The sequence below is a fragment of the Bradymonas sediminis genome (assembly GCF_003258315.1).
Taxonomy (GTDB): domain Bacteria; phylum Myxococcota_A; class Bradymonadia; order Bradymonadales; family Bradymonadaceae; genus Bradymonas; species Bradymonas sediminis.
The window spans coordinates 4,249,964-4,263,788 of the sequence record NZ_CP030032.1 but is presented as its reverse complement, the minus strand read 5'-3'; the positions used below and the strand labels follow the sequence as shown (position 1 = coordinate 4,263,788).

The following is a 13,825-nucleotide window of genomic DNA, read 5'->3' as shown; positions in this document are numbered from 1 at the left end:
GCGCTCGAATGCGGAATTACAAGTGGGGAGGGCAACAATATGAGGAGGATTTCGCCCTAATTTCTGGGAGGCTGGGCGCGCGGCCGGGATATTAAGGTTCTATTAAAAACGCGCCGATATTGGATTATCGCCGAATGCGCATAAGAATATGGCCTTCGGGTTGTGGACGAAGGGTTGTTGGGCTGGTAATATTCGGCACACGCCGTAAAAATTATAGAGTTGAGATACCGCTGGGGCGGTTGTTTTTGTGGGTTGTGCCCCGCTACTTTGTCACGTTGACGAGGAAAGGCACGATCATGGCAAGACAATCTTCTTCAGATGCCTCGATGACTGTTGAGAGCGCGCGCCTGGCGTCTCGCAGCCGTAAATTAACGTCGAATGAAGTCGTCGAGAAATACGCCGGGTTGGTGAACTCGACGGGGCGAGAGCTGGCGCGCCAGATGCAGAGCCCGATCGATTTTGATGATCTGGTGGCCTGGGGATTTCAGGGATTGTTGGAGGCGCATAGTCGGTTTAATCCGACCGCTGAGGTGACCTTTTCGAGCTTCGCATACTACCGGATTCGCGGGGCGATGTATGACGGGCTGCGCAAGACGGGCTGGGCGATGCGAGGCACCGCGATTCAGATCTGTGACTCGGTCGCGATCAATGAGCATCTTGAGTCACGCGCGATGGCGAATGCCGGCGCGCGCCGAGCAGAGACCTTCGCCGACCAGATTGAGCGTGTCTCAAATACCATCGGTGACTGCGTCACCATCTGCCTGCTGCATACCGCGGAGCTCGAGCGTGTGTCGTCGGCGATTCCCGCCGAGCAAACCCAAGACATCCAGAAGAGTGAGCTTAAGAGCGCGCTGAACGCGGCGGTTCAACGGCTGTCGGACGCCGAGCGCGAGGTCGTGGTGCGCTATCACCTAAAAGAGGAGTCGATGGCCTCGATCGGCAAGGCGATGGGGGTGTCGACGTCGTGGGTCTCGCGCATCAACGCCAACGCGATCGCCACGCTCCGCAAGATCCTCTACGAGCAAGATGCAGAATGGGAATCGTATATGATTCGCCCTTGAGGTCATGCGGGATTTAAATGCCTGGCGCCCGCTTCAAACACCCCTTAAGCTGGTGCTTGCATAGTGGGGTAGCGGGTGGCACTCGCCCCGCTTAACTTCTTGCCATATATGCCGAATTTGGCCCAAGCATCGCGCATTAACGCGATGATCTTCTTGCATCCCCACCGGGGCTGCGCTAGATTGTTTTTCGTAAAATGACCGCGCCGAACTTGACTTGAAGACCGTGGATGGAGGCAGCAACGTGGACGAGGGAAAACTGGCTTCACAAGCACTATCGGGCCAGAGTGAGGCTCAATCGGGCGCCGGCTTAAAGGGCGGAGCAACGATTGGGCGATTGGAGAGCCCGATGGCAGAGCGACTCGACCTGGGCGCGAACCTGAATGAAGACGAAGCGGCCATCTCGCAGATGGCCAAACGTTTTCGCGGCCCGGGTGTGAGCTTCGCCACTCCGAGCGACGAGCCGAGCCTCGATCGCCAGTCGGGGGACAGTTCCCAAATATCCAACGACGAACTCCAGGGCTTTTTGCTCGACGCGCTCGATGAGGCCGATAAGCACGAAGACGAGTACGAGTTGGTGGAGTTCGATAACGCCAGCGAGGTCGAGGCCGAGGACGCGAGCCGGCTGCCCGGTGAGCCGACCGGTCGAATGGTCGACGTTCCGCTGACTCCGCAGCCGGGGACAAGCCCGGGGGCCGACGGGGTTGTCTGCGATTCCTGTGGGGTTTCGAACCCTTCGGGCATGCGCTTTTGCGTGCAATGCGGTGGAAGCCTCGGCGCCAAGGCCCCTAGCGCGACCGTTGCGCAGCCGGTCACCCGACGCCAGCCGCGTCCTCCGAGCGCCGCTGCCAAGCAGCCGAATCCCTGGGATGTCCATCTTATCTCGATCAACGAGGATGGTTCCGACGGGATCTCAATTCCTCTGCAATTTCTCGAGACCACCCTGGGCGGCGACGGCGACACGCGGTTTCCCACCGACGCCTTCCTGAGCCCGCAGCACGCACGTCTTTATATCGAGCAGGGTAAATTATTTATCGAGGACCTCGACAGTCTCAACGGCACCTTCTTGAAGTTGAGCAAAGAGATCCGCTTGAGCCCGGGCGACTCCTTTTTGATGGGGCGCCAGGTCCTGCGTTTTGAGCGCTTCGAGCAGTCGATTACCTCAAAAACCAAGTCCGCCGATGGCACCCGTTATATGGGAAGTCCCGCGCCGGGCGGCAATTTTAAGGTGCTGCAGATCGGGATCGGAAATGTGGTGCAGAATATTTATTGCCTGCCCGAGGCCGGCGCGGTCCTGGGCCGTGAGAAGGGAGATATCATTTTCCCGAACGATAAATTTATGTCCAGCCGCCACGCCCAGATCTATACCGGCGAGGACGGACAGACCTATCTGGTCGACCTGAACTCCTCCAACGGCACCTGGAGCAAGATTTGGGAGCGAACGGCGCTGCGCCGCGGCGACTATATCTTTATGGGCCAACAGCTCTTCCGCGTGCACATCGGCCAGGGATAATGCACCGCAGTCGGTCAGTTTTCACAGTCCTTAGTTGACAAATTGACCGCCTGCTCACTACCGTCCGCCCGCCCACCTTGTGGGGGTAACCTAATAGAAATGCGATGGTTTTTTAAAATCGTCGATGTGATCTTAGAGATTAGCTGCGAGTTCCAAGATGACCAAATCTGAGTTTATTGAAATTGTTGCCGAGCGGATTAACATCCCGAAGAGTCAGGCTTATGAGGTCGTCAATGCGGTCTTTGACGCGATGAAAGACGCGCTGATCGAGGAAGAGCGTATCGAGCTGCGCGGCTTCGGCAGCTTCTCGATTCGCGAGTATGAATCGCGGCATGGGCGCAATCCGAAGACCGGCGAGAAGGTGAAGGTCGACTCCAAGAAGTCGGTGCATTTTAAGGTCGGCAAAGAATTGCGCGAGCGCGTAGACGTGCTCAATAATTATAACTAAGCCCGCCTGAGCCGGCACGAGGTGTCGGTTCTTAGAAGGCGGGCTTAGTCGTTCAAGATTTTTGTTGGGCGTTGGTCGGTGGGCGAGATGCCCACCGGCCTTTTTTTATTCAACGCCCAGGAATTTATGAACCTGAAGGTTCAGGCGCACGGGCAATTTCTCCTCGAGGATCCACTCGGCGAGCAGGCTCGGGTCGAGCACGCCGTGTACCGGCGAGAAATGAACGTCTTTTACGCGACCAAAGAGCTCACGCTCGCGGCAGGTTTCGACGGCCCAGTCGAAGTCGGCGCGGTCCAGGAGCACGAATTTAAGCTCATCTTTGCTCTGGAGGGCGTCGACGTTGGACCAGAGGTTCTTGTCGACCATGCCGCTGCCGGGGGCCTTGAAGTCCATGATCACGCAGACGCGATCGTCGATCGGGGAGATGTCCAGCGACCCGGAGGTCTCGATCAACACCTCATAGCCCTCGTCACACAGGCGGGTCATGAAGGGGAGCACGGCCTCCTGGAGCAGCGGCTCACCGCCGGTGATCTCGACCAGGTTGCACCCGTAGCCGGCGATCTCTTCGAGGACCGCGTCGAAGCTGCTCTGGTCACCGCCCTTGAAGGAGTAGGTGGTGTCGCACCAGGTGCAACGCAGGTTGCAGCGCGACAGGCGCACGAACACGCAGGGGCGCCCGGCCGCGGCCGATTCGCCCTGAATGCTATAGAAAATTTCGGTTAAACGCAGCTGAGTGGTTTCTGTCATGGGATTTCCTGGGGGTACATCGGTGCCGCACGCTCAAGCGAGTGAGAAAACGAAGCGCCCGCTCCGGTAATTCCCGGGCGGGCGCTCCTCATATCTCATTGACACGGCTTCGCGCAAACCGAAGCTGCATCGGGGGGCTGAAAATGGGTGGTTTATCCAAGCCGATTCAGCCCGCCTGGGCTTATGGTTCGACTATTTGTAGGCATTGGCCGCTGTCGCAATATTGGTTCGGGCCGCAATCGTCGTGGTCGATGCATTGGGTTCCGGCGCGACAGACCGAGTCGATGCACAATTGGCCCTGCGCACAGTCAGCGTTGACACGGCAGGCCGACGGGTCCCGCGGGGCGCACATATTGAGGTTCAAATCGCAATATTCTGCCGGGCTATTGCAGCCGGAATCGTCGACGCATCCGGGGACGCAGGATTCGGTGGCGACGTCGCAGATCTCACCGGAGACGCATTCGGCGTTGTTGGTGCAGCCGACGTTGGGGAGATCCTGGCATTGGTAGTTCAGGCAGCGCTGATTCGGGCCGCAATCCTGGTTGATCTGGCACTGACCGGGGTTATCCAGGCAGAAGCCAAATTCACAGATTCGGTTGCCCGGGCAGTCCGAGTCGACGTCGCAATTCGAGGGCGGAATCGGCAGGCACTGCCCGACGATGCAGGATAGGGAGCCGGGGCATTCGTCATCGGATTGGCATCCGCCGGGGGATTGGCAGGTGTTATTGATGCATTGCATACCCGGCAGCGGGCAGCTCTGGTCGTCGGTGCACAGAAGCGGCGGCACGCAGCGGTCGGCCATGCATTGCCATGCCGGCGGGCAGTCGGAGGCCGCGGTACACGTGGTCACGACGCAATTGTTGACGTCGCATCGCTCGCCGGCGGCGCAATCATCGTCGACGTGGCACTCGGCGGCGGGCTGGCAGAAGAAGCCGTTGCAGACCGCGCCGGTGGGGCAATCGTTGTCGTTGACACATTCACGGGCGTCGACGCAGCGGTCTGAGATGCAGGTCAAGCCGGCGGCGCAATCACTATTCGACGTGCACTCGACGCTGGGCTGGCAGACCCGCGAGATCGGCTCGCATTCCTGGCCGCTGGGGCAATCCTGGTCGCGGCGGCAGCCGCCGGGCTGGACGCAATAATTATTCTGGCAGATCTCATCCGGGCCGCATTCGGCATCGGAGCGGCAGTCGCCGGTGAAGACACATGCTTCGTTGACGCAGCGCTCTCCGGGCGCGCACTGATCGCTGGACGTGCACTCGGGGGGCTGCGGGATGCACTGCTGGTTGATGCAGATCGAGTTGCCCGGGCACATCGAGTCGTCGGCGCATTCCTGCGGCGTCACGCATTGGGCGTTCTCACAGACTGTCCCGACGGGGCAGTTCAGGTCATCGCAGGAGCGGGCGCGCTCGCAGCGGAAGCTGTCGCTGCAGAACTCATCGGCGCGGCAATCGATGTCGGCGCGGCAGTCGCCGACGAAGAAGCAGGAGCCGCCCAGGCAGCGCTCGGCCGGGCCGCACTCGGCGTCGATGACGCAGGCGCCGTTATTCTCGCAGTGGCCGTCGACGCAAATCTGATTGTCGCCGCACTCCGAGTCGACCCGACACTCGACATCCGGCACGCATCGACCGTCGATGCAGGCGTCGCCGGGCGGGCAATTGAGGTCGCTAAAGCAGGCGTTGTCGTCGGGGACGCAGACATTGTCGCTCGAGCAGGTCTCACCGGGCGCGCAGTCCGACGGGCGGGTGCACTCCGGCGGCCGTGGGACGCAAATGCCCGCATCGCAATACTCGGAGTCGGGGCAGTCGGCGTTGGAGTCGCAGGTCGTATAGGCGCAGCGCCCGTCTTCGCAGACGCCGCCGAAGCCGCACTCGTCGTCGCTTCGGCACTCAACGATGACGCATTGATTATCGTGGCAGGCGAGCCCGTCGGGGCACTCGCCATCGTCGAAGCACTCCGCGCCGCACATTCCGTCGCGACATACCGTGTCGATGGGGCAATCCTGGTCGGTGTCGCAGCCCACGACGCAGCTCTCGTTGAGGCATTTCATGCCGTTGCGGCAGTCGGAGTTCTCCACGCATTCGCGCGGAATAGGCTCGCAGACATTGTCGACCGAGCAGCGCGAGCCGGTGGGGCAATCCGCGTGGGACGCACACTCGACCCGCTCGATGCAGGCGCAGTCGTTGCAGACAAAGCCCTCGCCGCAGTCCACGTCGCCGGTGCAGGCGCAGCCGGTCTCGCAGACACCTTCGATGCAGAGCTCGTCATCGCCACAATCACTGTCGGTTCGACAGCCGGGCACGCAATAGCCATCGCTGCAGAGCGTGTCGTCGGGGCATTGCGAGTTGTCGGTGCAGGTGGTCTCGGGCAACTGGCAGGCGCCCGCCACGCAAATCTCGTCGCCCGGGCACTCCGAGGAGTTGAAGCAGAAATCCGCCGGCTCGCATTGCTGGTTGACGCATTCCGAGCCCGGATCGCAGTCCGCGTTGGTGACGCATTGATCGCCCATCGCGGTTCGCCCGCAACCGCTGAGCACGAGCTGCCCGCAGAGGGCGAGCAAAAAGACGAATAAACGTATAGAATGACGAGACATTTGGGCCTCAAAGGCAGCAGGTTATTTTTCGTAATTCAGACACCCGAAAACCTAGCACAAGCCGGGAGATTCATCAAATTTGCTGGGCAAATCAGGTGTCTTTAGCGAAAAATAATGCCGTGAGGGCCGGGGTAGGTTTGAGGCGAAGTCGCGCCTTCGACCGGCGCGTGCTCAGCCTTTGGGCGATGCGGCGGCGCGCGACGCGAGCTGGTTGATCTTTGTGGCGAGCACCGCGGCGCCGAAGCCGTTGTCGATATTCATCACGGCGGTGCCCGGCGAGCAGGAGTTGAGCATGGAGAGCAGCGGGGCGACGCCGCCGAAGCTTGCGCCGTAGCCGACGCTGGTGGGCACGGCGATGACCGGCTGACGGGCGAGGCCGCCGACGATGCTCGGCAGGGCGCCGTCCATGCCGGCGCAGACGATGATGATGCCGGCGTTGTCGAAGCGGTCGAGCTCGACGGCGAAGCGGTTTAAGCCCGCGACGCCCACGTCGAAGACGCGCTCGACCGGGTTCTTGAGCAGCGCGGCGCTGACGCAGGCTTCTTCGGCGACGCGCCGGTCCAGGGCCCCCGCCGAGATGACCATGACGGTCTGGCGCGTGTGGTCGGGCTCGGGCTGGCGGGTGCAGAGGATGCGCGCGTCGGCGTAGTGGTGCAGCGCGTCGAGCTTATCGCTGAGCGCCTCGAGCAGCTCCGGGGTGACGCGGGTGGCGATGAGTTGCTCGCCGCGCTCCATATAGTCCAGGAAGATCGCGCGTACGTCGCGCGGGTCTTTGCCCTCGCCGAAGATGACCTCCGGGATGCCAGTGCGGGCTTCGCGGTGCTGGTCGAAGCGGCCGATCATATGTTTTTCGAAGGGCTCGCGGACCATGCGTTGCACGACCTCGTCTTCGGAGACCTCGCCGGCTTTGAAGCGGCGCAGCAGCGTGTTGATATCTTCGCTCATGGTGAAACCTTTTGCGGCGCTGAGGCCGGATTTTTGTCGGAATTGGGGCGCGGGTTGAGGCTTCCGGAGCGGAATCCGGACATCTCGACGGTGACCCGGTCGAAGCCGGAGGCGAGGACCTCGCGGGCGACTTGTTTGAGTATTTTAGCGTCAAGGAGGCGCGGCATTTCGGCGGCGGCGACTTCGACGCGGGCAAGGCCGTCGTGGTCGCGCACGCGAAATTGCTCGAAGTTCAACTTATGCAGGCATTCTTCGGCCAGCTCGATGCGGCGCAGGCGGTCGTTGGTGACCTCAATGCCGTGGGCGATGCGCGACGATAGGCAGGCCATCGCGGGCTTGTCCCAGACCGAAATCTCGAGCCACCGCGCGATCTCGCGCACGCCGGCTTTGTCGATCTTATGGTCGAGCAGGGGTTGGTAGACGCGGCGCTCTTCCATCGCCTTGAGGCCGGGGCGGTGGTCGCCCAGGTCCGAGAAGTTGGTGCCGGAGGCCAGGACCTCGCAGCCAAGCTGCTCGGCGACTTTTCCCAGGTGCTCAAAGCGCATCGACTGGCAGAAGAAGCAGCGCGCCGAGGTGTTGGCGCGGAAGCGCGGGTCGTCGAGCTCGCTGAGCTCGACGAATGCGTGTTGAATGCCGATCTCGCGGGCGACCTCTTTGGCCTCGTCGAGCTCGCGCCCGGCGAGGGTCTCGCTGACGGCGGTGACGGCGGTGGCGCCGTCGCCCAACGCGCGCAGGGCGAGCGCGGCGACGACCGAGGAGTCGACCCCGCCGCTAAAGCCCACCACGATTTGCCCCATGTCTTTCATCTCGGCGAGGATCGCGTCGACTTTTTGCTGTAATTCGGGGGTCATGGGAGGGCTTCCTGCGCGTGGTGGGGCTTAAGGGCGGCGTCGCCGAAGACGACGCCGTCGATGCCCAGAGTCACGAATTTATAGTCGGAGTGGGCGCAAATATGCTCGGAGATGCCGGCGAGGGTGTCGAAGTCCGGGAGGTCTTCGAGGGACTCGGGCACCACCACCAAGATTGCGTCCATCTGCTGAATCTCAGCGACCTTGAGGCCCTCGGCGGCGCATAGGCTTCGAATTTCTTCTTCGTTCATCGGGGCCTCAATTCTTCGGTCAGCGGTGGGTGAGACGATTATTCAAAGGTCGGCTCGACGAAGCCGCCGCCGAGGTTTTCGCGATTGCGGCCCTGGCGTCCGATGGACCAACCCGGGTCGGGCTTGAGGTTGTCGAGGCTGGGCAATTCGGCGCGCTGGCCGCGCTCGTGCAGCGGGACGTTGAACGCGCTGCCGCCGAGCGGGAGTCCGACGCCATCGGGCACATAGCCCAGCTCGCCAAGGACCGTGGGGGCTTCGCTGAGCTTGGCGCAGGCGGCGCCGAATTCGCGAATCCAGGCGACCATGGCGGCGCGGTGGGCTTCGATCTCGGCGAAGATCGGGTTGGTCGCCAGGCCAGCCGAGCTCGGGCTGGTGGCGATATCGCCGTTTCGATAGATCTTAGTGAGCATCGCGTAGCCACGGTTCAAGAGGTCGTGGACCTTTTGCTTGCCGCCGAGTGATTCGTAGACGCGCTCATCGGTGCGCAGCATGCCGATCATGCGCAGGGTCTGAGCGACGACCGTGATCGTGTGGTCGGTGGCGTGCACGCTGGTGCCCATGGTGCGGGCGATGAGGTTCGGGTCGTCGACCGACTTTTTGAGCAAAAAGGACACCGTGGACTGCCACATTTCGACCTCGGAGGCCGAATAGTGGATATTATGCTCATAGATGCGGTCTTCGAAGGCTTCCAGCGCCTTGCGCGAGATGAGCGCTTGTCCCTTTTCGGCCAGCTTTCGGCCGAGCGACAACTTATCCTCGCCGAAGCCTGCTTTCTGCAGGGCCGAGGCCAGGCTTGAGTTTTGTTCACAGGATTCGACGGCGACGACGATATGGCCGAGCAGTTGATAATAGGTGGAGCGCACGATGGGCCTCATGGTTTATTTTCACGATGGTTGGTTATCGCGGCCGACAATTTCGACGCAGAATTTTTTGCGATAACCCTCGGGGCGACCATAGCCGAGCGGCACTTTGTCGACAAGGGATTGGATCGGGGTTTTAGTGGGTACTGCAAGAGGCAGCGGCGAAAAGAAGCGTATTGAGCCGCGAGTCTGGCGGGTTGGGGGGTTGCCGCGTGATGAGTTTCTGCTATGGATTCGGGCGAGATTCGCTCCGAGGAAGTTGGCGCAAAGGAAGTTGTGTGAAGCAAGATGCCCTGACAGATTATGCCCATCGCCTGGCCTATACGCGCCCGGCGCGCGGCATCGGCGCCAAGCGTGTTCGTGAGCCGTTCCGGGTGGAGCGTGTTTGGGACGAGGGCGCCCGCTATATCGGCCTGAGCGTGGCGATCGATGACGGTGATTTTCTGGCCAGTCATGTGCGCCCCGGCCAATATACGACCTTCCAATATGGGGAGATGAAGCCGCGTTTTTTAGCGATCGCCAGCGCGCCGAAGATCGAGGGGGTCGGGGAGTCCTGCTGGGACTTTTTGATCGACCGAGACTCGGGCCTGGGCGCGCAATTGAGCGAAGTCAATGGGCTTAAAGTCGGGCGCAAGATTTTGCTGAGCCCGGCCGAGGGCGCGGGGTTTCCGGCCGAGGGCGCCGCGCAGCGCTCGGTGCTTCTTTTCTGCACGGGCGCGGGGATCGCGAGTTTGAGGCCCGTGATGCAATATTGGCACGCTCATCCCGAGGCCGCTCCGGCCAATGTCGCCCTCTATTATGGCGAGAGTGATTTGCGCGACTTCGCCTACGGCGGCGAGATCGCGAAGTGGCGCGCGGGTGGGGTGCGGGTGCAGCGGGCGGTTGAAAATTTCGATGAGGCCCAGGCGGCGACGCTGCCGCCCAATTGGATTTCGCCGGGGCATCGCTACGTGCAGCACGCGTTTGAGGCCGACGCGCCGAGCCTCAAAGGGGCGATGGTTTTTGTAAGCGGTTCCCCGATTATGATGGAAATTATAATCGAAAAGATGCTGCGTTTGGGGGTCTCGTCGGACTCAATTTATATCAATGTCTAAGCCGGGTCTTTGCCCGATAGGAATGTGGAAATGCTCTATATCAGTCCCAGAATTCGTCGTCTCATTGATATGGCCATTGAGGAAGATGATGTCGGCTTCGACGTCGCGTCGGCGGTGTTCTTTTCGGGCGGGGCGGCCGGCGTCAATCAGGCCGAAGTGGTCGATGCGCGCCTGGTGGCAAAGCAGGATTTGACGTTGGCGGGCGTGGCGATGGTCGACGCGGTTTTCGAGCGCGTGGACCCCGCGCTGAAGTGGACATTCGACTTCTCGGACGGGGAGTTGGTTCGCCGCGGCGAGGTCATCGGGCGGGCGCGTGGGCGGGCGATTTCGATCCTTCGGGCCGAGCGAATCGCCCTGAATTTCTTGCAGCGGATGTCGGGCATCGCGACTCAGACCGCGACCTATGTCGCGGCCCTTGGCGAGTCGACGACGCGGATTCTGGACACGCGTAAGACCCTCCCGGGCTACCGCGAGCTCGACAAATATGCGGTGCGCTGCGGCGGCGGCATGAATCACCGCTTTAGCCTGTCGGCGGGGGTGATGCTCAAGGATAACCACCTCGCCGCGGCCGGCGGTGATATCGCCGAGGCGGTGCGCCGGGTGCGCGAGCAGGCGCCGCCGACCCTGAAGATCGAGGTCGAGGTCAGTAATTTGGACGAGCTTCAGCTCGCCCTGGATGCCTCGGCGGACATCATTATGCTCGATAATATGAGCACCAATATGATGGCCGAGGCCGTGTCGATCGTCGACGAATTTTGCAAAAATCAGCGCTCCGGCGCGGTCTCGGCGGCCGGGCTTCGGCGCCATATCGCCCTCGAAGCCAGCGGGAATATCACGCTGGAGCGACTCCCGGAGTTGGCCGACCTCGGCCTGGATTATATCTCCTCGGGGGCGCTGACCCATTCGGTCGAAGCGGCCGATATTTCCCTGAAATTTTGAGAGAGCGCGTACATGACGAATGAGTCCGAAAAGTTGCCGCCGGTCTTTCTCTTCGACGAGGTTGGGTCGACCAACGATCTGGCGCTGGCCGCAGGCCCCGCGCAGGCGTTGCATGGCGCGTGTTGGGCGGCGGATTATCAGACCAAGGGCCGGGGGCGCCGCGAGGTTGGCGGCGGTCGGCGGGTGTGGTTTTCGCCGCAGCGCGCGAATCTCTATATGTCGGTGCTTCTTCGCCCGGAGATCGAGGCGAGCCGAGCGTCGGGGCTGACGCTGGCGACGGCGGCGGGGGTGTGCGGCTTTATCCGCGAGCAATGCGGCGTGGATCTTTGGGTGAAATGGCCCAATGACCTGCTGATTGGCACGCGAAAGGTCGGCGGTATTTTGAGCGAGGCGGTGTCGGGTCCAAAGGGGCTTGAGTCTGTGGTGGTCGGGCTTGGGATCAACGTGAACCTGGAGGCCGACCAGATCCCCGATGCGTTGCGCGAGATCATGACGAGTCTGCGGATCGAGGCGGGGCGTGAGTTCGACCGCCTGGGCTTGTTGCAGGGCATTCGTCGGCGCGTGCTCGAGTATAGTGAGCGCTACGCCCGCGGAGGCTACGCGAGCATCCTCGACGAGCTTCGGGCGTATGATCGCACCGAGGGGCGCGTGGTCTCGGTGCTGCGAGATGGCGCGTGGGTGGACGCGATTTCGCGCGGGATTTCGGACGACGGCGGGTTGCTCGTCGAGGTCGACGGAGTGACGCAGAATATGCACGCGGGAGAGGTTCGGTTCTCGATGCAAGATGCTGATAAATAAGTCTTTTTGAGGGGTTGGTCATGGCGGATGATGCGTGCGAAATCTCGGTGCTCGCCACGGGCTTTGGCCCTTTTTTAAGTCACACCGATAACCCGTCCTGGGAGGTCGCAAAGGCGTTCGCCGGGGCGCTGGGCGAGGACTTCGCCTGCCGCGCCGAGCGCCTCGACGTGAGCTTTGATATCGCGCGGGAATTTACCCGGCGGGTCTTTTCGCGCGCGGACGACGCCCGCGTTTCGGCCCCCGACCTGATCGTACACTTCGGATTGGCTGCGAGTTCTAAGTCGCTGAAGTTTGAGGGTTTTGCGTATAATCGGCGAGGGAAGACGTCGGATTCGGCGGACGCCGGGGTGCGCAAAAGTCTGGATGGGATTCTTATCGAAGAGGGGCGCGAGAATTATCAGACGGGGGTCGACGTCGCGCGATTGACCGAGCTTTTCGCCGAGTCCGGGGCGCCGGTATGTGGCCTGGACGCCTGTGTGAGTCAGGACCCCGGGGATTATGTGTGCAACGCGATCTATTATCACTCGCTGCGCGCCGCTGCCCAGGCGCGCGCCCACGGGGTGCAGACGCAGGTGCTCTTTGTGCATGTGCCGGCGCTTGAGGCGGTCGAGGCTTCGCGATTGGGCGCCGAGGTCGCGGCGTGTTTTCGCCGCTATCTAGCAGAAGGCGACGCCCGGGTTTGAGGGCGGCTTAGGAGTTATCGTCGCTATCTAACAGCGAAACCGCGTGCTGGGGCGGGACCACCATGACGTGGGTGGGCGCGCTGCGCGCGACCGTCCAGGCGACGCGGCCGAGCTGGCGGTTGGTCGAGGTGGCGGTGTTATGCGCGCCGACGACGATGAGGTCGGCGTTGACCGCGTCGGCGTGCTTGACCAGCGCGGTGGCCGGGTCGCCCACGACGACCTTTCGCGCCGACAGCAGTTCCTGTGCGTGCTCGATATCCGGGAAGTTAACCTCGACCTGGTCGACCATACGGTCGAAGAGCGCCTCGATGCGCGAGCGCGAGCGCTCCAGGACTCTGTTGGGGTTAAATTCGAGGGTGCGCGCGAGCAATTTATTGGTGTCGTGGGTGAGCGGGTCAGGCAGGGCGTAGACCAGCTCGAGGGTCGCGCCGACGTGGAGGGCGAAGCCCAGGGCGTGGGCGACGATATCGACGCTATTGGGGCTCAAATCCACGGCGACCACGATATGTTTGACGCGCGGGGCGAGCTCGAAATTGCGCACCAGCAGCGTCGGGCATTGCACGGCGCGCAGCAGTTTTTCGGCGCTCGAGCCGAGCATATAGGGCTGCACCCCGCCCTCGCCGAAGGCGCCCATGACCACCAGGTCGGGGCCAACGCTGCGCACGCGGGCGCTGAGGTCGTCCTTGATATTTCCGTATTCAAGGGTCAGGTTCGCGATGTATTTCTGCTTGTCGAGGTCGACGTCGAGGTGTTCGAGCAGGGCGTCGCGCGCCTCGTCGAGCAGCTCTTGCTCGAACTCAACGTCGTCTTCGCCCAGGGCGGCGTAGGGGAAAAACGCGCGCCGAAGATAGGGGCGCCAGGGCTCCAAAATATGGGCGAGGTGAATGCGCGGCGGGGTGTCGGCGCTGGTTCGCGCGAAGGCCAACGCAGCGCGACTGAAGGCTGAGAAGTCAACCGGGACCAACACCTGCTCAATTTTATACATGAGATTGATACGTCAAAGTAATACGTCGTGGTGTACGCGCGTGTGATTTTTAAAGGCCGCCAG

Annotated in this window: 13 protein-coding genes and 1 pseudogene; 7 read left to right on the top strand and 7 right to left on the bottom strand. The window is 61.9% G+C overall.

What is annotated here, in order from left to right; translation table 11 throughout:
* Positions 1–326 precede the first annotated feature (326 nt).
* The 3 genes and pseudogenes from DN745_RS16060 to DN745_RS16050 form a co-directional block, all read left to right on the top strand.
* On the top strand, positions 327–1,061 hold the full coding sequence (locus DN745_RS16060) for a sigma-70 family RNA polymerase sigma factor (RefSeq protein WP_162687727.1): 735 nt from the start codon (positions 327–329) through the stop codon (positions 1,059–1,061).
* Positions 1,062–1,407: 346 nt separating this feature from the next.
* Positions 1,408–2,571 carry an FHA domain-containing protein gene (locus tag DN745_RS16055; RefSeq protein ID WP_111336374.1) on the top strand — a complete coding sequence of 388 codons (1,164 nt, stop codon included), beginning with the start codon at positions 1,408–1,410 and terminating at the stop codon, positions 2,569–2,571.
* Between the two features lie 154 nt (positions 2,572–2,725).
* Positions 2,726–3,019: pseudogene (locus DN745_RS16050) on the top strand (HU family DNA-binding protein); the annotation flags it as partial.
* 105 nt (positions 3,020–3,124) lie between these two features.
* On the opposite strand, the gene DN745_RS16045 reads toward DN745_RS16050, so the two are convergent.
* From DN745_RS16045 to DN745_RS16020, 6 genes are all read right to left on the bottom strand, one after another.
* Complete coding sequence (locus DN745_RS16045) at positions 3,125–3,766, bottom strand: radical SAM protein (RefSeq protein ID WP_111336371.1); 642 nt, start codon at positions 3,764–3,766, stop codon at positions 3,125–3,127.
* Positions 3,767–3,947: 181 nt separating this feature from the next.
* Complete coding sequence (locus tag DN745_RS16040; RefSeq protein WP_133622141.1) at positions 3,948–6,359, bottom strand: DUF7107 domain-containing protein; 2,412 nt, start codon at positions 6,357–6,359, stop codon at positions 3,948–3,950.
* Between the two features lie 171 nt (positions 6,360–6,530).
* Positions 6,531–7,304, bottom strand: coding sequence for a nickel pincer cofactor biosynthesis protein LarB (gene larB / locus DN745_RS16035; RefSeq protein WP_111336367.1), 774 nt, complete (start codon positions 7,302–7,304; stop codon positions 6,531–6,533).
* Positions 7,301–8,155, bottom strand: coding sequence for an ATP-dependent sacrificial sulfur transferase LarE (larE, locus tag DN745_RS16030; RefSeq protein WP_204355021.1), 855 nt, complete (start codon positions 8,153–8,155; stop codon positions 7,301–7,303). The genes larB and larE overlap by 4 nt, the downstream gene beginning before the upstream one ends.
* On the bottom strand, positions 8,152–8,403 hold the full coding sequence (locus tag DN745_RS16025; RefSeq protein ID WP_111336365.1) for a hypothetical protein: 252 nt from the start codon (positions 8,401–8,403) through the stop codon (positions 8,152–8,154). Before DN745_RS16025 ends, larE begins: the two co-directional genes overlap by 4 nt.
* Positions 8,404–8,441: 38 nt before the next feature.
* A complete protein-coding gene (locus tag DN745_RS16020) occupies positions 8,442–9,278 on the bottom strand; it encodes a hypothetical protein (protein ID WP_111336363.1) in 837 nt (278 codons plus the stop codon).
* Between the two features lie 263 nt (positions 9,279–9,541).
* Here DN745_RS16020 and DN745_RS16015 point away from each other — a divergent pair, with 263 nt between their 5' ends.
* From DN745_RS16015 to DN745_RS16000, 4 genes are read left to right on the top strand one after another with little or no spacing between them, the layout of a single operon-like run.
* Complete coding sequence (locus tag DN745_RS16015; RefSeq protein ID WP_162687726.1) at positions 9,542–10,357, top strand: FAD-dependent oxidoreductase; 816 nt, start codon at positions 9,542–9,544, stop codon at positions 10,355–10,357.
* Positions 10,358–10,387: 30 nt separating this feature from the next.
* Complete coding sequence (nadC, locus tag DN745_RS16010; RefSeq protein WP_111336360.1) at positions 10,388–11,296, top strand: carboxylating nicotinate-nucleotide diphosphorylase; 909 nt, start codon at positions 10,388–10,390, stop codon at positions 11,294–11,296.
* Between the two features lie 12 nt (positions 11,297–11,308).
* The gene (locus tag DN745_RS16005) at positions 11,309–12,094 is read left to right on the top strand and encodes a biotin--[acetyl-CoA-carboxylase] ligase (RefSeq protein ID WP_111336358.1); all 786 of its coding nucleotides are present in this window, start codon (positions 11,309–11,311) and stop codon (positions 12,092–12,094) included.
* Positions 12,095–12,114: 20 nt separating this feature from the next.
* Complete coding sequence (locus DN745_RS16000) at positions 12,115–12,777, top strand: pyroglutamyl-peptidase I family protein (protein ID WP_111336357.1); 663 nt, start codon at positions 12,115–12,117, stop codon at positions 12,775–12,777.
* 7 nt (positions 12,778–12,784) lie between these two features.
* On the opposite strand, the gene DN745_RS15995 is transcribed toward DN745_RS16000, so the two are convergent.
* Positions 12,785–13,762, bottom strand: coding sequence for a universal stress protein (locus DN745_RS15995; protein ID WP_111336355.1), 978 nt, complete (start codon positions 13,760–13,762; stop codon positions 12,785–12,787).
* Between the last annotated feature and the right edge of the window lie 63 nt (positions 13,763–13,825).